We start from the raw sequence: 21,817 nt of genomic DNA on the forward strand, positions 1-21,817 counted from the left end.
TCTGCAAAAAAATAACATAAAATTGATTATGTAAACTAAATGAATGTTGCTGGGATGAATCCGTTTTCTAGTGCGATAAAAAATATTAAGCACTGCAATTTATTTGCAGAAAAAAAGCACCCTGCTTCCTAACACGCAGGGTGTAGATCATTCATACAAGAGCCGCTGTTTCCTAGTTAATAAAATGACATCATTCTTACTTGGACGATCAGACCTTAGCTGCTTGCAGCAGATCTTTCGCACACTTGTAGTCGAAGCCATGTGCATCGGCGACTGCTTTGAAGGTCACGTAACCGTCCAACGTGTTCAAACCTTTTAGTAGGGCTTCATCTTCAAGACAAGCTTGGATATAACCTTTGCTCGCAATTTTTGCTGCATAAGGAATCGTTACGTTTGTCAGAGCCAAGGTAGATGTATTCGGTACAGCACCCGGCATATTGGCAACTGCATAATGAATGACACCGTGTTTTACATAGGTTGGATCATCATGCGTTGTACTGTGATCCGATGTCTCGACAATACCGCCTTGGTCGATTGCAACATCGACAATTACTGAGTTGTCTTTCATTGTTGCCACCATTTCTTCAGTGACCAGTTTCGGTGCTTTCGCGCCCGGAATCAGAACACATCCGACAACAAGGTCCGCTTCTTTAACTGCTTCTGCGATGTTGTATGGATTTGACATCAAGGTATTCAACGAATTGCCGAAGATGTCGTCAAGTTCACGCAAACGATCTGCACTGATGTCAAGAATTGTAACATCAGCTCCGAGACCAACAGCAATTTTTGCAGCATTCGTGCCGACAATTCCGCCGCCAATGACTGCCACTTTACCGCGGGAGACACCTGGGACGCCGCCAAGAAGAATTCCTTTTCCTGCTTCGTCACTGAATTTTTCAAGATATTGTGCACCAATTTGAACCGCCATTCTTCCGGCCACTTCACTCATAGGCTGAAGCAACGGGAGTACTCGGTCTGCACGCTGAACCGTTTCATAAGCGATTGAAACAACTTTGTTTGAGACGAGTGCCTTCGTCAACTCAGCACCAACGGCTGGGGCAAGATGCAGGTAGGTGAACAGAATCAGTCCTTCATGGAAGAAGTGGTATTCTTCCGGTTCTGGTTCTTTAACCTTAATCACCATATCGGCAGACCATGCTTTTTCAGCCGAGGTAATCACTGCACCTGCTTCTTCATACTGTTGATCGGAAAATCCTGCACCTGCGCCTGCGTTTGTTTCGACATAGACACTATTACCTTCTTGCACCAAGTGATACGTGCCTGCAGGAGTGATCGCCACACGACGTTCGTTGTTCTTCAATTCTTTTGGAATACCGATAATCATTGATTAAAGCCTCCCAGTTATTTTTTTGATAGCTCATTGAATAACAGATACTTCGATTTCCTGCCTTTCGTCTGCTTGAATCGATTCAGTATGTGTTATCCTTTAATTAGAATCTTACAAACAATGAAACAGTTTTTCATCGTACGTTTTGTCTACAGTTTTGGCAATTTACTTGACATTTGATGTACCTGTTAGATAATATGACAACACACAGCCGCTTATAGGCAATCTTTGGAGGTATTCATACATGGATGAAATGCCGTTTTGTGTTCATGATGTACTTAACCGTCCACTATTTCAACGTGCAATTGTACTTGCCGGTGCACAAGGAATTTATCGTGAGGTACGCTGGGTACATATTCTAGAAATCATTCATGCAGCTCCTTATGTCAGCAAAAATGACCTGATTCTGACAACTGGACTTTGGTTGAAGCGGTCCGCAAAATCGGGACTCGAGTACATGCGACAGATCATTGAGCACCAAACTGCAGGATTATGCATTGAATTCGGTACGACCGTTGATGAAATACCCGATCAAATCATTGATCTGTGCGATTCGTATGATTTTCCGTTAATTCTGTTCCGCCAGCCGGTTCGTTTTGAAGAAATCACCCAAGACATTCATGCACACATCATTAACCAACATTTCGGACTGCTGAAAAAATTGGAGCAATTCTCTCAGCAACAACAACAGCTCATCCTGCAGAGTACAGATATTCCTGCCATTCTGCGTTTGCTGCAAAACTATTCCGAACATCAGATTTTGTATTTGTCTCGCATTGAAGCCAACACTTATTTTCCGCCTTTGCCTGAGGAGATGCGTGAAGCGATCAATACATTTTGTAATCAACAGATGAAGCACTCTGATCAGATCCAGGAAATGGAGCTGTGGAAAATGGATGAACATCGCTACGTTCTCATTCAGCCGGTCGTCTGTTTCGGTCAGGTTTTTTCCTATGTCGGCATGCTTTTGCACCAAGCACATCCTACTGAATATATGAAATTATTAGTGGACTATACATCCAAGGCTGTAGCGACTGTTTTGCTTCGCACACAGTTTCTTGAGGAGAAAATTCTCAGCAATCAGAATGAGTTGATTCAGGATATTCTCAATCGCAGCATTGACAGTGAAGAACAGGCGCAGATGCGTATGGGACTGCCGTCGCCAAATGGTGAAAAGTATATTTTTGTTGGCGGAATCATTGAATTTGAGCATAATGTTATTGAAGCAGGACCCGAACGCATGGAATCGCGCAATCAAGATGTTTTAGTATTGATTCGTTCGCTTTTGAAACGAGATCGAATGCACCATGTGTTGATGATGAAAAACAATCAAATCTACTTACTGTGTGCCAAAGCACGCATTGGAAAAGATTCGGAATCAAGTCTGTACCACAAAATTCAAGGATTAATCGACGGTTTGAATAAATACATCAATCAAGCATGGCCTCATTTCCATTTTCATATTGGCTTTGGCAAATCTAGAACAATGCTTCTTGATGCTTGGATGAGCTTTAAAGAAGCTTTTCAAGTGATCGAACTTTCACAAACGGTTCCAGCGATGAAACAGAATCATTACTATGCAAGTATCGGCGTGTATCAACTGTTACACGCGGTACCCTATCCGATTCTCAGCGATTTCGTTCAGGATCAGCTGGGCGATCTGATTGCTTATGAAAATAAACATCATCTCCATCTCATTGACACGTTAGCAATGTATTTCAAATGTATGGGTTCAAAAGGGGAGACCGCCAAACGCCTGTTTATTCATCGACAAACCTTATACAATCGATTGGACAAAATCAGCGATATTCTCGGAGAAGATTATTTTCAGCCGCAGCGGCGTCATTGTTTGGAAATGGCTATGCTCGGCTATCCGCTCATCGAATCCTATCATGCAGATCAATAAATGAAAAATGGGCTGCGCGTCATGGCAAGCGCGGACCTGCAGCCGGACATCGGGCAGACAAGCAGCAGCATATAAACACTAGAGCGTTACTATGAAGGAAGGGGTCTTATGGGCTATTTACGTGTCTATTGGACGAACTATAGAATCAGATTTTTGCTGGCGCTATTCTTTTTATCAGGAGAAGCGCTTGCCGATCTGTTACAACCGGCGCTTATGTCTCGCATTGTAGATCAAGGCGTTGCTTTAAGAAATATGAATGTTATCGAGCGTTTGGGCTTTCTCATGTTGGCGATTACAGCAATGGGAGCGATTTGCGCGAGTTTCCGGAATCTGCTCTCAGGAATCATATCTCAGCGATTTGCTCAAGATTTACGACAGGATCTATACATAAAAATACAAAGTCTTTCACAGCAACAAGTCGATCAAATCGGTAATGCGTCATTGATTACTCGGCTAACGAACGATGTGACACGCATTCAGACGTTTGTGAATGGGTTGATGCGGATCATGGTTAAAGCGCCACTTGTTGGTATCGGAAGCTTAATGATGGCTATTCATTTAAACGCGCGGTTATCATTGGTGCTGCTCGGCATCGCGCCGATTATTGCTGCGATCATTTTTCTAAACATGAAGATCACGTATCCTTATTTTCACAAAGTGCAGACTGCACTTGACTCCGTTAATCGCGCTATGCAGAACTTCCTGGCGGGTGTACGGGTCATCAAGGTGTTTAATCGCTCTGATTTTGAACAAAGACACTTTCGAAAATACAATAAGGACTTTAGCGACAAAGCAGCTGCTGCTACAAAAATCAGCAGCCTCTTTGGTCCCTTAGTCAATTTGACGGTAAACGCCGGCATAATCGCCATTCTTTGGTTTGGTGCGATAGGGGTTCATCAAGGCTCTATGGAAGTAGGATCGATTATTGCTTTTACTAATTATATGACGCAGCTGCTTTTTGCGATTATGATGGTCAATCATGCATTCACGATGATGGTTCGTGCACGGGCATCTTCAGAACGTATCGGAGAAGTGATGAATCTTCCGCCGGCCAAACGATTTACTGCACAATCAAAACCGACTGATGCACCGCCATGTCAGGGGACACTCCTTTTTGATCATGTTACCTTTGCTTACCAAGAAGGATTGCCGGTGCTGCATGATCTAACCTTTCGAGTCAATCGTGGGGAGACGCTGGGCATCATTGGGCCGGTTGCTTCAGGTAAAACAACGCTGACACGGCTCATTCTTCGCCTATATGACCCGGTCAAAGGGACAATTCGATTTAATGGCCAAGACCTCACGACATTTGGTGAGGATGATTTACGCAAAAAAATTGCTATTGTTCCGCAGCACTCACTGTTATTCAGCGGGTCGGTGAGCGACAATATCCGTTGGGGAAGCGAGGGGGCAAGTGATAAAGCTGTACGAGAAGCTGCCGAAATTGCTGATGCGGATGCGTTTATCCGCAAGCTTCCCGGCGGATATCATGCGCGAGTCGGCCAAGCCGGTGTCAATCTTTCCGGTGGACAAAAACAGCGCATCGCGATTGCGCGTGCGTTAATTCGTAATCCGGATCTTCTCATTCTCGATGATGCAACGAGTGCCGTGGATGCACGTACGGACAAAACAATCCGTTCCCGGCTTAAAAATGGGCAAAATCAGATGACTTGTCTTCTCATCTCTCAAAAAGCGTCGACATTAAAAGACGCAGATCAGATCATTGTACTTAACCAGGGACGAATTGAGGCTGTCGGCGATCATCAAAGGTTGATGGCCTGCTCTTCATTCTATCACAGCGTATGTGAACAGCAACTTGAGGAAAAGGAGGCGACGGAAGAATGAATGAACGCAGTGGAGAGCGCCCGGGATCTGGCAGAAGCAATCCGAGGCGAGGGGCTGCCCGCTATGCCCCCGTTGAAAAGCCAAAACAAATGCGTTCAACCTTGCACCGATTAGGAAGCTATTTTGCAAGAGAGAAACGGGTGCTCCTGGTTGTCTTTCTGTTCGTATTCCTCGATGCGGTCGTGTCGTTATTGGTCCCTTATTTAATTGGGATGGCAATTAATCAAATCGGTATTCGCAGGCAATATGTCCATTTTTCAATGCTTTGTTTCATACTTATTAGCCTTGCCGCATTTTACGTGGGTGATGCTGTGCTGACCTTCCTTCAAGGTTGGCTGATGGCGTCGGCAGGACAACGCTTGGTGTCGCATCTCCGTGAACAGTTATTCAAGAAACTGCAAAAGCTTCCGATTGCCTTCTTTGATCGCCATAGTCACGGAGAGATTATGAGCCGTCTGAGCAACGATATTGAAAACATTGACACAACGCTCTCACAATCAACGGTGCAGCTGATGAATGATCTGATTATGATCAGCGGATCTCTGCTCATCATGCTCTGGATCAGTCCTCAGTTAACTCTGACCAGTCTGATTATGGTTCCACTTGTCCTTTTATTAACAAAAACAATTGCTTCACGTACATCTAAGCTGTTTATAAAACAGCAAAAAGAACTTGGTGCATTAAATGGTCAGATTGAAGAATCGATCTCCGGCATGTCCGTCATTAAAGTATTCAGCCATGAAAAACAGGAAATTGCACGTTTTTCCAAGCAGAATGAGCAGCTGACCCGAGTGGGGATAAAAGCGCAAATATGGTCGGGTTTTTTTATGCCGCTAATGAATGTCATCAATAACTTAGGGTTTGCCGCTGTAGCGACGGTTGGTGGGTTATTAGCTGCAAACGATCGAATCACAATCGGCATGGTTGCCAGCTTTCTAGCTTACTCAAGACAATTCTCACGTCCGCTCAATGATATTGCCAGTATTTTTAATACACTTCTGTCAGCGGTTGCTGGTGCAGAGCGAGTGTTTGCTGTTTTAGATCAAAAAGAGGAAGAGGCTGATCCATGGGATGCGCGTTCGATTAACCGCAATCAGTGTAAAGGTGATGTCCGGTTCTGCAATGTTTCCTTCGGTTATGTTAAGCATCAGCCAATTTTGAAAGAGATCAGCTTTCATGCCCATGCGGGCCAAGTCATTGCACTTGTCGGAGCAACCGGTGCAGGAAAATCGACCCTTGTAAATTTGTTAACGCGGTTTTATGACCCGAGCAGCGGTTCGGTACAGGTGGACGGCATTGACATAAAAAGGTATCGACGTTCTGATTACCGCGGATTATTCGGAATGGTGCTGCAAGAAACGTTTTTGTTTCATGGCAGTTTCGTAGATAACTTACGCTATGGAAAGCTGGATGCTTCCAAAGACGAAGTGATTCGTGCTGCCACAGCTGTCCACGCCGATTCGTTCATTCGAAAATCAGAAAAGGGATACGATACAATCCTACAGGGAAATGGTGGAAATTTGAGTGAGGGGCAGAGACAATTGATGACCATTGCACGTGCCCTTCTGGCGAATCCTGCCATCTTAATTATGGATGAAGCGACGAGTCACATCGATACACAAACAGAACAAGCCATTCAAAATGGAATGGCTCAGTTGATCAAAGGTCGAACATGCTTTATCGTTGCCCACCGCCTTTCGACAATTCGTCACGCGGATCAAATTTTAGTAATTGAAAACGGACGCATTGCCGAACAGGGCATTCATGAACAGCTTTTAGAGAAAAAAGGGCACTATTACTCATTGTACCGAGATCAATTCTCTTCATGAGTTGCCGACGAGATTTTTTTATTCATTTAAGGAATGTTGCCAGTGAATCGCTTTTAAATACAGTTCCATAAATGCTTCGTCCGTGAATTTGCTTTTACTGATAAATTCACTGAACGCTTGCCAGTCCGCTTTTTCAAATGAAACAATTGCATCTAAAAAAATGCGAATCTTGTTTGGCTTCCCCATTAATGCATCTTTTACTTCTTGATCCAGCGGCAGCTTTGCCAGAATTTTTTTCATCGGCTGATTAAGAATCTGGTCCAATGAAGAAAAAATACCGGTGATGAAAAAGTTGGAACCTTTCTGTACCAAACCGCTTCTGCAGGCAAGCAACTCCAGCAGTTTGCCGCGGATCAGCGATCTTTTGATGAGTTCCGAATTCTCGCTGCGTTCTGCGCCTTTGATCATCATGATATGAATCCATTGAATCATCTCTTTAGCACCAATACGTGATAATGCTTGACGTATGGAATGGATAGGGTATTTTGATCCGTATTGGATCGTATTGGCAGCGCGCAGCAGCTTATAAGCAAGCCCGATATCTGCACTGATGAAATTGGTGAGCTGATTCAAATCTGGTTCTTTTTTATGCAGTTCTTTGAGAATTCTAACGAGCAATGTTTCTTGGTAACCAATTTCTTTCGCATTTACAATAACCGGCTTGCTAAAAAAATAACCTTGGAAGAGGTCATATCCCATAGCAAGAGCTAAGCGGTAATCATTCATGGTTTCTACTTTTTCGGCAAGAAACATTTTTTTGCCTCGGTACTTTTGCAGTAACAACAATTGCTCTTTTATTGTAGCTCTTGAAAATTCAATTTTAATCATATCGGCAAGTTCAATAAGCGGTCCGTATCCGTTGCGATCAAAAACAAAATCATCGAGTGCCAAAATATAGCCGTCCTTTTTTAACGCGCGGCATGCCTCAATCACCTTCTCGCTCGGATTCACGCGCTCCAGTACCTCGACGATAATTTTCTGTTGCGGAAGCAGACGGGGAAGCTGCTGAATCAGAAATTCTTCAGGGAAATTGATAAACCCATGCGTGTCTTCGATCAACTCATCAAAACCAAGGACGAGAAATGAGTTAGACAAAAGAGAGGCCGTTGCTTTTTTGTCACTGAGCCCGTTAAATTGATTATTCTGATTCTCTCGATACAAAAGTTCATAACCATACAGTTTCATCTTTCGATCAAAAATTGGTTGTCGTGCAACATATATATCCATAAGATCATCCTGCGTCACATCGTTATTATTTTACTAACTTTTTATCGGACAGAAATGAAAAGAAGTAAAGGAAAATGATTAAACCGTTTCAATTTTATACGTTTTTCTGTGCAGAATACCCGATACAAGGAATACCTTAACCACGCAATAAGCGGCAATCACTTTATTGATGCAAACGGCTGATTTTTGCCGCTGTCATGAGCAGCACTGAGAAAACGCAATATCCAATACCAACAGCACCGGCAGACATCAGCGAAAAGGCAATCGAAAATGAGTTAATATGTCCGGTGATTTGCGTGATAAAATGCACCGGGTAAAAGAGATCCCAAGAGTTAAGCCTTAAGAAGCGTCCAATATAGACGGCAGCACCGCTTGTGATAAAGATCATGAGCAACGCAAGTTCAGCAAGCGGCGAAATGAGCCGTTTCAGAAAACGGTGATGAATAATCCACAGCGAGAGCATACCGGAAAAGAGACCGATGAAAACCGCAGTGCCAATTTGAATCAGTCCCAACCATGACCAAAAATTCGTAGTATAGACATCTGTCGTTTCGGTTGTGTAAAAAGTAATGTTCTGTAAATGAATAAAGTCAGTGACTAAATAGGGAGCATTCGGGAAAAAAATTAGCCAGAGAACGCCGAGCAATCCCGTCCGAAAGCTGTCGCGCCGCTGATCTTCAAGACACATCAATAAAACAAGAAGCAAAGGGACATTGGCCAAAAACACGTTCCAAAGAATGACAAGATGGACGCTGCGTTTTGTGATTATAAATAAAAGCAGGCTGATGAGAACATAGCATGCAGTGCAGTATACGATTGGATGCGGCGCGTGCCTTCTTCTGTAGAACATAGCATCTTAATCCTTTCCATGGTCACCGTCTCATCATGGATTATATTAATTAAGGACAAGATTTAGGATTCATGAAAGCAAGCTGCCGAACGCCTGCAAATTGACAGATCTAAATGCGAAGAGTTATCTTTAAAAAGACATAATATGTTCACATTGTAAACGATAACAGGTGATTTATTTGATTGGAAATGTTACATCTTTATCAGAAACAGTCCATGCAGCGATTGATCATGCACGTCGATCGCATCAGTCTTGTGTGGTTAGTAAAATAGAAGAACTGAATCGGATTCTACCGCTTGATTTTTATCAACGTGCGGGAAGATTATACAGCGGTCAGCGTTGTTACTGGAGCGACTCATCGGGAGAATTGCAGCTGGTTGGCGCCGGGATCACCGCCATGATCTCAACCCAACAAGAAGATGCCGCTGTGCAGGTTAGACAAGCACAAGCGCGACTTTTTCGTAACGCCTATACGTTGGGTACGCAGCGTGTTGCCGGTACAGGACCAATTTTTTTAGGTGGATTTTCTTTTGATTCAAAGAAGGAACGGGCGGAAATGTGGCAGAATTTCGGCTCTGCTTATTTTATCCTTCCAGAGTTTTTATTGACGGTTCACCATGGTCGCTGCTATCTCACACACACCATTTTGTGCAGGCCGAATGATGACGTTGCTGAACGGGTGGGCGCTTTGGAAGCTCAGCCCCATGAACTATTTAACAACGTGTTTCATGCAGAGCCGGACACGCACGATCAGCAGCTTCTGGACCAGAATGATCAAGATCAAGATACATGGTGTCGGCTGGTTGCTGAAGCAGTGCAAACGCTGCAAGAGACGCCGATGAAAAAAATAGTATTGGCACGTGCACGAAGCTTAATCTATCAAAGGAAGCTTTCTCGCCATGCATTGCTGCGTGTCTTGAGCGAGCAGCAAAAGGGAACCTGTATTTTTTGTCTGGAAAAGGGGTCGGCAGCATTTATTGGCGCAACGCCGGAGCGACTGATCAAAAAAAGCGGACGTTCAATTGAATCCGCTTGTCTGGCCGGTTCGGCTGCACGTGGAAAAACGCAGCAAGAGGATGATGAGTTCGGCAAGTGGCTGTTAAATGACGGCAAAAATCTTAAGGAGCATCAGTATGTGGTTGAATCGGTACGTGACGCTTTAAATGCGTTGTGTACAAGCTTGTCCATACCCAAGCAACCGGTCCTGATGAAAAACAAGAATATTCAACATTTATATACACCGGTTAAAGGACGATGCAAGTCAGCAACATCGTTAATTGATCTGGTTGCTCGATTGCATCCCACGCCAGCCCTTGGCGGGTTGCCTAAAAAAGATGCTATGGCTTGGATTCGTACCCATGAAGCAATGGATCGCGGTTTTTACGCTTCTCCGATCGGTTGGGTTGATTCGGGCGATCATGGCGAATTTGATGTCGGTATACGCGCTGCACTGCTTCGCGGCAATGAAGCTGTTTTGTTTGCGGGTTGCGGCGTGCTGGCCGATTCAGATCCAATTCAGGAATATCAAGAAACCGATGTTAAGTTTCAGCCGATGCAGCATGCATTGATGAGGGGGACACTATGAATCATCGAGATCTGCTCACAAACTACTTGTCATCATTCATTCAGACTCTTTATGAACACGATGTGCGTCACGTTGTCATCAGCCCAGGTTCGCGTTCAACGCCGCTTTCCATGCTCTTTGATGCGCATCCGGATTTCACCACCCATTTGGATATCGATGAGCGCTCCGCTGCATTTTTGGCACTTGGTATTGCTAAGGCATCAGCTAAACCGGTTGCCTTGGTCTGCACCTCTGGAACTGCAGCTGCAAATTATTATCCGGCGATTATTGAAGCATCTTTGGCACGTGTACCGTTAATTGTAATCACAGCGGATCGTCCCTATGAATTGCAGCATGTCGCTGCACCTCAGACTATAGATCAAACGGAGATGTACGGCAGACATGTCAAGCAATTCTTTCAGCTTGAATTGTCGGAACATGATTTAAGTCTGCTTCATTACAACCAGGCCTTGGCCAGTCGTGCTGCCGCATGTGCAATCCGTACGCCACAAGGACCGGTACATATTAATGTTCCGCTTCGCGAACCGCTTGTTCCTAATCTATTGATTCATAAATTCGATAATGCGCATGACGCCATGGCCGCACCATCGGTTACTCAAGGCACGCGGTCTTTAACTGTAAATCAGCTTCAAGAACTTGCCGCCCGTATTAACGCTGCTCAGCGCGGGATTATTCTATGCGGCGCATTGGCACGCGAGGCGCGTTCGAGTATCCTTGCATTGGCCCGTCACGCTGGCTTTCCCATTCTTGCGGATCCGTTATCGCAGCTTCGCCGTGGCGCGCATGAACAAAAATTAGTCATTGAGAATTATGATCTGTTTTTGCGCTGTCGAGAAATTGCGTCATGCTTCAAGCCGGATTTAATTATCCGTTTTGGTGCACCGCCGGTAAGCAAAAGCGTTAAACTGTGGATGGAAGATCAGGAATGTGCCAATCTGGTGATCGATGCAGGGGCAGACTGGAGAGATCCTGCCTGCAAAGCAACACATATGGTTTACTGTGATGAGCAGTACTTTTGTGAACACATGCGCTCTCAAATTAATCGACATGTCAATGCAGCTTGGGCAGGATTATGGCAAACGATTAACGCGTTGGCTCGATCAACCCTGCAATCGATTCGCGATGAACCCATGCTCAGTGAAGAAAAGCTGTTTTTGAAACTGTGCGAACAGTTACCGGAACAAGCCGATCTTGTTGTCGGAAATAGCATGCCGATTCGTGAACTTGATACGTTTATGTTCAAGCGTTCAACACCGGTTCATGTGTTTGCAAATCGGGGAGCGAACGGAATCGATGGAGTCGTTTCAACTGCAGTCGGTGTCGCTTTGTCAAAAGGGAGAGCGATTCTTGTCATTGGTGATCTTAGCTTTTTCCATAGTATGAATGGATTACTCGCGGCAAAACAAAACCATGCCAACCTAACCATTGTATTGGTTAATAATGACGGTGGCGGCATTTTCTCGTTTTTACCTCAAGCATCCGAAGAAACGTATTTTGAATCACTGTTCGGAACACCGCATGGTCTCGACTTTTCTCATGCAGCAATGCTTTTTGGCGCTCACTATACAAAGATTGTTGATTGGCCGATGTTTGACGCAGCATTTCGTAAAGCGATAAAAGAAGAGGGAATAACAATCCTTGAGGTGCCGACAAAGCGTCGAGATAATGTGCAGAAACATCAAGCATTACGGTCCCGCCTGGTTAAACGCTTTAAGGAGGCAAATTCCGTTGAAGATTAACTTGCGCGGCGTTCACTATCATTATGAACAAACCGGCTTAGGGACGCCGGTACTTTTGCTTCATGGGTTTACAGGCAGTTCGACGACATGGCATTTTCTTGAAAAAGAGGCAGCGGAGCAAAAGATTCGACTGATCACCGTCGATATTATTGGGCATGGGTTAACCGAATGTCCTGAACGCCCAAACAGATACGCGATCACCGAAGCGGCAAAAGATCTCGCGGCACTGCTTGATGTTCTGAAGCTTGATGCGGTACATCTCGTCGGCTATTCAATGGGGGGCAGGCTCGCGCTTAGTTTCTCGTGTATGTTTCCAAAACGTGTCCGAACGTTAACCCTTGAGAGTGCCTCGCCAGGCTTGAAGACGGAGATGGAGCGACAGAAAAGACGTGATCGAGATGTTCATCTTGCAGAGCGGATCAAAAAGTATGGCCTTTTGTCTTTTGTTAACGATTGGGAAAATATTCCGTTGTTCGCCTCGCAAAAAGACTTGCCGAAGAATGTGCGCTCATCATTGCGCGATCAGAGATTGGCCAGCAGCGCACATGGACTGGCCTGCAGTTTAATTGGTATGGGGACCGGGGTTCAACCGTCTTGGTGGACTCAGTTGACAACCTTGCATGTACCGACCTTTTTGATCACCGGAGCCCGTGATCGCAAATTTTGTACCCTTGCTTCTGAAATGAAGCAAGCATTGCCGTGTGCAGAATGGTACATGGTCCCGAATGCTGGACATGCGGTTCATTTAGAAAAACCGGACCCGTTTAAAAACGCATTGGTTTCATTTATTCATCGATTTTCTGCATCATCAGAGGAGGGAAGGGCATGAAGATTCGTTCGGTAACGATGCGCCTCGTCGCTTCGCCGCTGAAGGTGCCTTTCACCACGCATTTGCAACAGGTGTCGACGCGTGAAGCACTGATTCTGGAGGTCATGGATACTGACGGCCGGATCGGCTACGGCGAAGCCGATCCTTTTTCATCTCCCTGGTATTCTGAAGAAACGATTCAAACCTGCCGCTACGTGTTGCGCGAGTTCTTGATCCCAATCCTGCTCCATGTTCCGATAAAGCATCCAGAAGAGTTAGAACAAAGATGGTCCGCGGTGCGCGGCAATCGGATGGCCAAATCAGGGCTCGACCAAGCGGTTTGGGATCTCTATGCAAAACAAATGAACACTTATCTTGGGAAACTATTCGGTGGGCGCAAAGCAGAAGTAGACGCTGGTGCAGTCATTACCGCAGCCACATCGGAACAGGCGATCCGTCAAATCGAGCCGTTGCTGAAAAAAGGCTATAAGCGTTATAAAATAAAAATATCACGGGAAAATGACCGACCGTTGTTGGAAGGCATCCGTACAGCATTTCCTGATCTTCCCATCATGGCTGATGCAAATTCGGCCTACACCATTCGGGATAAAGACCATCTTCAAAAACTGGATCGATACCGGCTAATGATGATCGAACAGCCCCTGGCCTATAATGATCTATCGGAACACGCAATACTGCAAAAAAATTTGGCAACACCGATCTGCCTTGATGAGAGCATTAGCTCTTACGCTGCGGCTGCAAGTGCCGTCATGCTCCAAAGTGCAAAAGTTGTTGCTTTAAAAATGGGCCGCGTTGGCGGCTGGACTCAGGCTGCACGCATTCATAAGCTTTGCCTCCAACATTCGATTCCGCTTTGGTGCGGCGGGATGATTGAGTTTGGCATTGCAAAAGCACATAATCTGGCACTTGCAACACTTCCCGGTTTTACATTACCTGGCGATTTTTATGCCTCGGATCACTATTGGACGTGTGATCTTATTTCGCCAAAGATCACAGTCGATCATGGCGTCATTTCCGTTCCCAAGGATCGTCCCGGCATAGGCTTTTCAATTGATCATGACGCATTAGCCCATTTGACGTGTGACGTTCAATCCTTTGTCCATCGTTGACTTATTTAGCAGTTGACTTCAAAACACTTTGACAAATGTTTCCGTTTGATAGGATACTAGTCTTAGTTAGATGTTTTGCAAACTTGAACTTGGAGGCATGTTTTCATGCGACTGCACAATGTACTTTTTGATTTCGACGGAACGCTGGCAAATACGCTTCCGCTCACCGTCCATGCAATGAAAAAAGTTTTCAAAAGATTTGACAGCAGAACCGTCACAACAGACGAAGTCATCGCGATGTTTGGCCCGCCGGAAGAAAAGATGATTTCGATGAATCTCACCAATCAGGCAGATGTTGCCGAAGCTGTTGAATTCTACTTCGTTATCTACGAAAAGCAACATGACGCATACGTGGAAAAGAATCCGGAAATTTTCAAACTGTTGCATCTGTTGCGTGAGCGCAACATCAACATTGGTTTAATTACAGGGAAAGCAAGAAGGTCTTATCTCATTTCCGAGAAGAAACTCGGGTTTGGCGGCAAGTTCGACAGTATTATTACCGGAGACGACGTCAGTGTTGCAAAGCCGGATCCTGAAGGCATCAATCGGACGCTCAAAAAATTTGACGCGCTGCCGGAAGAATCCATCTATATTGGCGATGCGAACGGGGATACATTGGCCGGTAAAGCCGCGGGCATTCATACCGCTGCCGTACAATGGCTGGAAATGGCACAGTCCAGTGAATTTCCGGCGAAACCAGAATTCTATTGGACAAAAGTCGAGCAATTTATCGCTATGCTGAATAATGAAATTGAGTGACCGGCCATAAAATCAGGACACCAGGAGAAATGTGTAAAATCTGCCTTGATCCAGTGAACGGCCATGAGGCCATGTACTACGGTTTTATTAAATAGAACACGATTCGTTGAGTATCGTTCCGCACGCTAGATTGAGCAGTGCGGGACGTTTTCATTTTTAAGCACACTTCATGAACCAACCAACATCACGGGCAGCAAAAATAGCGAACATCCATTCGTTATGCTATACTATTGAACAACAGAACGTCAAAGAAGCATTGAGATTTAGAGGTGACACAATTGATCGGAAAACAAACCATCGAGGACCTTCTTCATCGATTGAAAAACGATCAGAATACAGTGCATTGGCAAACGATACCGGGGCGAGCAGCACATACCGCACCGTTTCCAGACGATTTGGACGAGCATCTTAAAGATGCTTTGCGTCGACGCGGGATCCATTCGCTCTATACCCACCAGGCGGAGGCCTATAACTCGGCGATGATGGGTGCAGACCTCGTCCTTGTCACGCCGACCGCCTCTGGAAAGACCTTGTGCTATAATCTGCCGGTTCTCCAGACTATGATTGAACATCCGGAGAGCCGAGCACTTTATTTCTTTCCGACAAAAGCATTGGCTCAGGATCAAAAGAATGAGATGGCTGACCTCATTGATGCGGTCGGACTGCCAATCAAGAGCCACACTTATGATGGCGATACTGCCGGATCGATCCGGCAAAAAATTCGTCAAGCCGGTCAAATTGTGATGACCAACCCGGATATGCTGCATGCCTCTATTTTACCGCACCACACAAAATGGGTCTCTTTATTTGAAAATCTGCGCTTCGTTGTGATTGATGAGCTTCACACCTATCGCGGCGTATTTGGCAGTCATGTAGCTAATGTCATTCGCAGACTGAAGCGTATTTGCCACTACTACGGCAGCAATCCTCAATTTATTTGTACGTCGGCGACGATTGCCAATCCGCGAGCACATGCAGAAGCGCTGACCGGACGCAAAATGTTGCTTATCGACCGCAATGGGGCTCCAAGCGTAAAGAAACACTTCCTAATCTACAATCCTCCGGTTACCAATAAGCAGCTTAATGTGCGCGAGGATGAAACGCATTCCGTGGTTCGGCTTGCAGGTGAATTTTTAAAGAATAAAATACAGACCATTGTCTTTGCAAAAAGCCGATTAAAGGTTGAACTTCTTGTCAGTCACCTTCAGAAAATAAACCGTGGCAGACAAGATCGTGCGACAATCCGAGCATATCGCGGCGGCTATTTGCCGCTTGAACGCAGGGGCATTGAAAAAGGACTGCGTCAAGGTGAAATTATGGGCGTCGTGACTACCAATGCATTAGAGCTTGGGGTTGATATCGGTCAGCTTCAAGTTTGTATTCTCACCGGATACCCTGGAAATATGGCAAGCGTCTGGCAACAAGCAGGAAGAGCGGGCAGAAGAGCGGAAGACGCGGTGATTATCATGGTTACCTCATCGAATCCGCTTGACCAGTACATGGCAAATCATGCCGACTATTTTTTCTCACGAAAACCCGAGAGTGTGCGGATTAATCCGGATAACATGATGATTCTGATGGAGCATATTAAGTGTGCCGCTTATGAACTTCCTTTCAAAAAAGGCGAACAGTTCGGAAGCGAACCGGTAGATGAACTTTGTGACTACTTGACCGATGAAGATTTGCTGCACTATCAACGTGGCAAGTGGTATTGGATGAGCGATGGGTTCCCGGCAAATAACGTCAACTTAAGATCAGCTGCTCAGGATTCGTTTGCTATTATTGATGTCACCGATCGAGGCCATGCAAAAGTAATTGGTGAAGAAGACCGCTTTGGCGCCATGACCATGCTTTATGAAGATGCAATTTACATTCATCAAGGCACGCAGTATCACGTGGATGAACTGGATTTGAATGAACGGAAGGCCTACGTGCGAAAAGTGAATGTAAATTACTATACGGATTCAGACCTTGCCGTCCAGCTCGATGTACTGGCAATGGATAAGCATGCAGCCTTTGACAATGAGCATATTGAAAAGGGCTACGGCGATGTTTCCGTACGTGCTTTACCGACTGTATTTAAAAAAATTCGTTTTGAAACCTATGAAAATATCGGATGGGGAAAGATCCATCTTCCAGAACTGGAAATGCATACCAATGCTACATGGATCAGTTTTGATTCAACCTATTTGGATCAATTCGGAAAAGATGTGTTTCAAGGGGCTTTGGTCGGCCTGAGCCATTTACTTCGCCATGTAGCACCGCTTTTCGTGCTGTGTGATCAAAATGATCTCTCGGTTGTTCCAAAGATCAAAGCACCGCATAATGAGAAACCATCGGTATTTATCTATGATAAATACCCTGGCGGTGTCGGATTAAGCGAAAACTTGTATCAGCTGATGCCGAGACTGCTCGAGAAAGCAAGCGATATGGCGCAAACCTGCCCTTGTGAATCCGGTTGTCCGTCTTGCATTGGGTTTGTTAATGAGGGGAGAGCGGCAAAACAAGCATTGATTCGGCTGCTAAAGGAACGATCAACGTGTCACTAGCACAAAAGTTAAAACTCTATCGAAAACAATTGCATGAGCAGAACCGTGGAGCCCAGGAATCATCGCTGAATCGGCAACAACAGGATCAGATGCTAAATGACGAGCGACAGAACCAAGCGATCCGACGCGCGGCTACAGCACTTGCTGCTGATTTGCGAACTTTTGAGGATCAATACGTCCTTGTTCATTCCGAACGCTTGCCTTTAGCAACACGAATCGGCCCGTACGCATTAGGCGACTTATGGCAAACGGTTGCTTCATGGCAAGCGTTTGATGCGGCGCATCCGTTATCAGCGAAGGGTTTACATGCAGAAGATCTGCTTTTTTTCGATACCGAAACCACTGGATTAGGTTCAGGTTCCGGGCAAATGATTTTTTTAATTGGCCTCGCCCGAATGACGGATCATTTTCTTGAATTAAAACAATATTTTTTACCCGGGCCGGGTCACGAGGCTGCTTTCTATGATTCTTTTTTAAAGGACTGCACATCTTTAAAGCATTTGGTGACCTTTAACGGCAAGGCGTTTGACTGGCCAAGAGTAAAGACACGCCATCAATTTGTTCGCGATCAAGTGCCGAAACTGCCGGCATTTGGTCATTTTGATCTTCTGCATGCGTCCCGCCGCCTTTGGAAAAATCGATTAGAGTCGGTACGGCTTCAATCCATTGAGTCGAAACTATTATCGATGAACAGAGAGAACGATGTGCCGGGAAAATTGGCTCCCTTTCTTTACTTCCAGTTTCTGAAGCATCCTGAGCCGGGCTTAGTTAAGGGAATCATTGAGCATAATCGAGAAGATGTGCTCACTTTGGTCAGTCTTTATATCCATCTCTCAAATAAAATACTTGGCAAGGCAGCGGCTGACCCAGAAGAAAACTATGAAATAGCACGTTGGTTTGAACAGATTGGCGATCACGCGCATGCCCAGACCATTTGGAAAACACTCATCCAAAAGGATTCTGCTTTCCAGATACCGGCAAAGGCACGACTTGCAGCATGTTTAAAGCGAAAGGGGGACTATAGGCAGTCTCTGAAGCTTTTTGAATCGGTTATTGCTGCAGGAGGGGATGAGGGCGGACTGATTTCCATTGAGGCAGCCAAATTATTGGAACATCGCTTTCATGATTATTCGCGGGCAATTCAGTATACAAAGTCGGCGATGATTCAGATCGGTCATCAGCAGAATGATGAAAAGCTGTATCAATATAAAAAGGCGGCCTGCTTGAAAAGGCTCAATCGCTTAAATCTGAAACGTGCTAAGAAATTTTCTTGAAGAAATACGACTATTGCCCGGGCAAGCGCAGATATTGCCTGGAATCGCCATAACTCGTCATGTTCTGCCTAATCAATCAGCATCGATTCGACAATTTGCCTGCTTTCTCGCGTAATATAAAAAAAACAGGGGGAAAATGAATTGACTGAAGAGGGAAAAGCGATCCTTGTCACCGGCTACAAAGCACATGAACTCGGTATATACTCAGCAGATCATCAAGGGATCTCCGTGATCCGTTACGCATTAAAGAAAAGCATGCGCGAATTTGCTGATCAGGGTGCACAATGGTTTGTCATCAGCGGACAAACGGGTGTTGAACTGTGGGCTGGACGCGTATGTATCGAATTAAGAGACGAAGAGAAGCTGAATGTGCACTTAGCCGTTCTTGTTCCTTTTTTAAATCAAGAAGAGCATTATAAGGAGTGGCAGCAGGAGCTTTATACCGATGTACTGGGTCAGGCGGATTATACAGGGGCGATCAGCAACCGCCCCTATGAGAATCCCGCGCAGCTCCGCTTGAAAAATGATTTTCTCGTAGCAAAGACAGAAGCGATGCTGATCGTTTATGATGAAGAAGCCCCCGGCACGCCGAAATATTATTTAGCTGCGGCCAAAAGAAAGAAACGAAATCATGACTATCCAATTCAAATCATTAATCGTTACGATCTGGACTTTGCTGCTGAGGATCTGCAGCAGCAGAACCCGAATTACTGGACGCAATGACAAACCATTGCATGCATCACCATCCTTTGAAACCCAGACACTAAAACGTACGTAAATACCGAGCTGACAGGAAAACAGTACTGAATCGAACATTGACACCATAGATTAAATTTGAAAAAATAAGACGAGAGATCATTAGTTTGGAGTGGACCAGCATGGCGGAGCAAAAAACGATTCGATTAACCAAAAACGATATTCTTCACAAAGAATTCAAATCAGGGTTTCATGGCTACCAACAAGATGAAGTTGACCAATTTCTTGACATCATCATTAGCGATTACGATGTATTCAATGCAGAAATTAAGCGTTTGCGCGAAGAAAATAAACGATTAAAAAATCAAGTTACGGAAGGAGAGGAACAAAGAGTTTCGAAACCATTGGAAAACCAAGGCCTAACGAATTATGATATTCTGAAGCGGTTGTCTAATCTCGAAAAACATGTTTTCGGGAATCGCCTTGGCGAATAAATAAATATGTTAAATATGGGTTGCATCTTTAGTGAAATGAGATTATAATATCTACTTGTGACATTATTTATGTTCGGGTAATCGCTGTATTCCCTGTGAATATAGAGGAAAGTCCATGCTCGCACGGTCTGTGATGACCGTAGTGTTCGTGCCTGGCGAAGTCATAAGCCAGGGTAGTTCGGAGTGATCTGGACTAACGGCGGGAGAGAGACCTGTGTTCCTTTTGGAATATGGTTTGCTATCCCATAAAGTGCCATAGTGACGATGTCTTTTGGAAACAAAAGAAGTGGAACGCGGTAAACCCCTCGAGCGGGAAACTCAAACTTGGTAGAGGACCCCTTTGGAAGGAACCAAACGGAAAAAGGGACAGATGATTCTGTAGATAGATGATTACCGCTTTTGTACGAGAAGCCGTTTGCTTCGTTTGAGTGCGAGAGTACAGAACATGGCTTACAGAACATGGATAATGCATTTATATTAAAGAAAAAAGCCCATTTTAGGGCTTTTTTTTGCTATTTATGGCAATTAACCTGAGAAGGGATTCTATTCATGACACAAAAATTGACGCTCATTGCCACAACTGCAATGGGACTTGAAGCTGTTGCAGCTCGTGAATTAAACGATTTAGGCTATAATGATCTGAAGGTTGAAAATGGTAAGATCATCTTTTCAGGCGACCCGATTGATCTTTGCAGAAGCAATCTATGGTTGCGGACAGTAGACCGAATCCGCCTTCGCGTTGGCTATTTTAAAGCAGTCACTTTTGACAGCTTATTCGAACAAACTAAAGCATTGCCTTGGGCCGATTTGCTTCCTGAGCAGGCACAATTTCCAGTAACCGGGAAATCACATAAATCGGTTTTGCACAGCGTTCCCGATTGCCAAGCGATTGTCAAAAAAGCAATTGTTGAATCCTTGAAACAACATTATCACAAAGAATGGTTTCAAGAAGACGGACCGATGTATAAGATACAGGTTGCCTTGGATAAAGATCAGGTTACGCTCTCAATCGATACATCCGGTGATGGCTTGCATCGGCGCGGATATAGACGCCTGCATAACGAAGCGCCTCTGAAGGAAACATTAGCAAGTGCCATGATTTTATTAAGCCGCTGGACGCCTAATCAGCCGTTCGTCGATCCTTTTTGCGGCTCAGGAACACTCCCAATCGAAGCGGCTATGATTGGACAGAATATAGCGCCTGGATTTAATCGTTCGTTTGTTTCGGAATCATGGCCGATTATTGATTCAACGTGTTGGACGCGCGCTCGTGATGAAGTCGAAAGTAAAGCAAACTATGATCAACCGTTAATGATTACGGGCAGTGATATTGACCACAATATGATTGAATTATCAGAACATAATGCACAAGAAGCTGGATTTAGCGGATTGATCACCTTTAAACAGATGCAGGTTGCTGATTTTACCACGAAAAGCAAATACGGCTGTATGCTTGGAAACCCGCCGTATGGTGAACGAATGGGCAGTGAGCAGCAAATTAGAGACCTATGCCGTTCCTTGGGCCGTTTGTTTAAAACAAACAAAACTTGGTCGTTTTATTTTATTTCTTCCTACGCGCAATTTGAATCCGATTTTGGGCGTCCGTCCAGCAAAAAAAGAAAGCTCTATAATGGACGTATTCGTACCGATTTCTATCAATATTTTGGGAAAAAGTATTCGGACTAACCGCTCAAAACGCAAGCTTCTTCGGAAAACAAGAAGGACATTGCCTATAAAAAAGAGAATGAATGGATAAAATCCACATTTATGACAAAGAA

At 44.9% G+C, this 21,817-nt stretch carries 16 protein-coding genes and 1 other RNA gene; 14 read left to right on the forward strand and 3 right to left on the reverse strand.

Annotated elements, in window-relative coordinates; genetic code table 11:
- Positions 1-208: 208 nt before the first annotated feature.
- Positions 209-1,345, reverse strand: coding sequence for an alanine dehydrogenase (gene ald, locus K7399_RS04975; RefSeq protein ID WP_028975533.1), 1,137 nt, complete (start codon positions 1,343-1,345; stop codon positions 209-211).
- 247 nt (positions 1,346-1,592) lie between these two features.
- Between ald and K7399_RS04980 the strand changes: the two genes are divergently transcribed.
- The 3 genes from K7399_RS04980 (at position 1,593) to K7399_RS04990 (ending at position 6,928) form a co-directional block, all read left to right on the forward strand.
- Positions 1,593-3,254 (forward strand): PucR family transcriptional regulator, encoded by a 1,662-nt coding sequence (locus K7399_RS04980; protein WP_128166696.1) that lies wholly within the window; start codon positions 1,593-1,595, stop codon positions 3,252-3,254.
- Between the two features lie 108 nt (positions 3,255-3,362).
- Positions 3,363-5,099 carry an ABC transporter ATP-binding protein gene (locus K7399_RS04985; RefSeq protein WP_128166697.1) on the forward strand — a complete coding sequence of 579 codons (1,737 nt, stop codon included), beginning with the start codon at positions 3,363-3,365 and terminating at the stop codon, positions 5,097-5,099.
- Positions 5,096-6,928, forward strand: a complete 1,833-nt coding sequence (locus tag K7399_RS04990; protein ID WP_128166699.1) for an ABC transporter ATP-binding protein — start codon at positions 5,096-5,098, stop codon at positions 6,926-6,928. Before K7399_RS04985 ends, K7399_RS04990 begins: the two co-directional genes overlap by 4 nt.
- 18 nt (positions 6,929-6,946) lie before the next feature.
- Here the strand turns inward: K7399_RS04990 and K7399_RS04995 are convergent, their stop codons facing one another.
- Both K7399_RS04995 and K7399_RS05000 read right to left on the reverse strand, forming a co-directional pair.
- Positions 6,947-8,155 carry an EAL and HDOD domain-containing protein gene (locus tag K7399_RS04995; RefSeq protein WP_128166701.1) on the reverse strand — a complete coding sequence of 403 codons (1,209 nt, stop codon included), beginning with the start codon at positions 8,153-8,155 and terminating at the stop codon, positions 6,947-6,949.
- 163 nt (positions 8,156-8,318) lie between these two features.
- The gene (locus tag K7399_RS05000; RefSeq protein WP_128166703.1) at positions 8,319-9,005 is read right to left on the reverse strand and encodes a DUF1361 domain-containing protein; all 687 of its coding nucleotides are present in this window, start codon (positions 9,003-9,005) and stop codon (positions 8,319-8,321) included.
- 178 nt (positions 9,006-9,183) lie between these two features.
- Here K7399_RS05000 and K7399_RS05005 point away from each other — a divergent pair, with 178 nt between their 5' ends.
- From K7399_RS05005 to K7399_RS05055, 11 genes are all read left to right on the forward strand, one after another.
- A complete protein-coding gene (locus K7399_RS05005; protein ID WP_128166705.1) occupies positions 9,184-10,590 on the forward strand; it encodes an isochorismate synthase in 1,407 nt (468 codons plus the stop codon).
- A complete protein-coding gene (menD, locus tag K7399_RS05010; RefSeq protein WP_128166707.1) occupies positions 10,587-12,329 on the forward strand; it encodes a 2-succinyl-5-enolpyruvyl-6-hydroxy-3-cyclohexene-1-carboxylic-acid synthase in 1,743 nt (580 codons plus the stop codon). The genes K7399_RS05005 and menD overlap by 4 nt, the downstream gene beginning before the upstream one ends.
- Positions 12,319-13,158 carry a 2-succinyl-6-hydroxy-2,4-cyclohexadiene-1-carboxylate synthase gene (gene menH, locus K7399_RS05015; RefSeq protein WP_128166708.1) on the forward strand — a complete coding sequence of 280 codons (840 nt, stop codon included), beginning with the start codon at positions 12,319-12,321 and terminating at the stop codon, positions 13,156-13,158. Before menD ends, menH begins: the two co-directional genes overlap by 11 nt.
- The gene (gene menC / locus K7399_RS05020; RefSeq protein WP_128166709.1) at positions 13,155-14,267 is read left to right on the forward strand and encodes an o-succinylbenzoate synthase; all 1,113 of its coding nucleotides are present in this window, start codon (positions 13,155-13,157) and stop codon (positions 14,265-14,267) included. Before menH ends, menC begins: the two co-directional genes overlap by 4 nt.
- A gap of 105 nt (positions 14,268-14,372) precedes the next feature.
- Positions 14,373-15,026: an HAD family hydrolase gene (locus tag K7399_RS05025; RefSeq protein WP_128166711.1), complete on the forward strand. Its 654-nt coding sequence runs from the start codon at positions 14,373-14,375 to the stop codon at positions 15,024-15,026.
- Positions 15,027-15,304: 278 nt separating this feature from the next.
- Positions 15,305-17,575 (forward strand): DEAD/DEAH box helicase, encoded by a 2,271-nt coding sequence (locus tag K7399_RS05030; protein ID WP_037581249.1) that lies wholly within the window; start codon positions 15,305-15,307, stop codon positions 17,573-17,575.
- Entirely contained in the window at positions 17,566-18,849 is a 1,284-nt protein-coding gene (locus tag K7399_RS05035; protein WP_028983091.1) for a ribonuclease H-like domain-containing protein, read from the forward strand. Before K7399_RS05030 ends, K7399_RS05035 begins: the two co-directional genes overlap by 10 nt.
- A 141-nt stretch (positions 18,850-18,990) precedes the next feature.
- Positions 18,991-19,572, forward strand: a complete 582-nt coding sequence (locus tag K7399_RS05040) for an SLOG family protein (RefSeq protein WP_028983092.1) — start codon at positions 18,991-18,993, stop codon at positions 19,570-19,572.
- Positions 19,573-19,727: 155 nt separating this feature from the next.
- Complete coding sequence (gene gpsB, locus K7399_RS05045) at positions 19,728-20,039, forward strand: cell division regulator GpsB (protein ID WP_028975545.1); 312 nt, start codon at positions 19,728-19,730, stop codon at positions 20,037-20,039.
- 69 nt (positions 20,040-20,108) lie between these two features.
- Positions 20,109-20,497: RNase P RNA component class B (gene rnpB, locus K7399_RS05050), an RNA gene on the forward strand.
- Between the two features lie 91 nt (positions 20,498-20,588).
- A complete protein-coding gene (locus K7399_RS05055; protein WP_128166713.1) occupies positions 20,589-21,725 on the forward strand; it encodes a THUMP domain-containing class I SAM-dependent RNA methyltransferase in 1,137 nt (378 codons plus the stop codon).
- Positions 21,726-21,817: the final 92 nt, after the last annotated feature.

It is taken from the genome of Sporolactobacillus terrae, from assembly GCF_019930545.1.
GTDB classification, from domain to species: Bacteria; Bacillota; Bacilli; order Bacillales; family Sporolactobacillaceae; genus Sporolactobacillus; species Sporolactobacillus terrae.

Bases quoted from the DNA above. Each gene is read 5' to 3' on its own strand.
- K7399_RS04985 (WP_128166697.1), top strand. From the start codon at position 3,363: ATGGGCTATTTACGTGTCTATTGGACGAACTATAGAATCAGATTTTTG.
- K7399_RS05055 (WP_128166713.1), top strand. From the start codon at position 20,589: ATGACACAAAAATTGACGCTCATTGCCACAACTGCAATGGGACTTGAA.
- menC (WP_128166709.1), top strand. From the start codon at position 13,155: ATGAAGATTCGTTCGGTAACGATGCGCCTCGTCGCTTCGCCGCTGAAG.
- gpsB (WP_028975545.1), top strand. From the start codon at position 19,728: ATGGCGGAGCAAAAAACGATTCGATTAACCAAAAACGATATTCTTCAC.
- K7399_RS04995 (WP_128166701.1), bottom strand. From the start codon at position 8,155: ATGGATATATATGTTGCACGACAACCAATTTTTGATCGAAAGATGAAA.
- K7399_RS04990 (WP_128166699.1), top strand. From the start codon at position 5,096: ATGAATGAACGCAGTGGAGAGCGCCCGGGATCTGGCAGAAGCAATCCG.
- K7399_RS05000 (WP_128166703.1), bottom strand. From the start codon at position 9,005: ATGTTCTACAGAAGAAGGCACGCGCCGCATCCAATCGTATACTGCACT.
- K7399_RS04980 (WP_128166696.1), top strand. From the start codon at position 1,593: ATGGATGAAATGCCGTTTTGTGTTCATGATGTACTTAACCGTCCACTA.
- menD (WP_128166707.1), top strand. From the start codon at position 10,587: ATGAATCATCGAGATCTGCTCACAAACTACTTGTCATCATTCATTCAG.
- K7399_RS05025 (WP_128166711.1), top strand. From the start codon at position 14,373: ATGCGACTGCACAATGTACTTTTTGATTTCGACGGAACGCTGGCAAAT.
- ald (WP_028975533.1), bottom strand. From the start codon at position 1,345: ATGATTATCGGTATTCCAAAAGAATTGAAGAACAACGAACGTCGTGTG.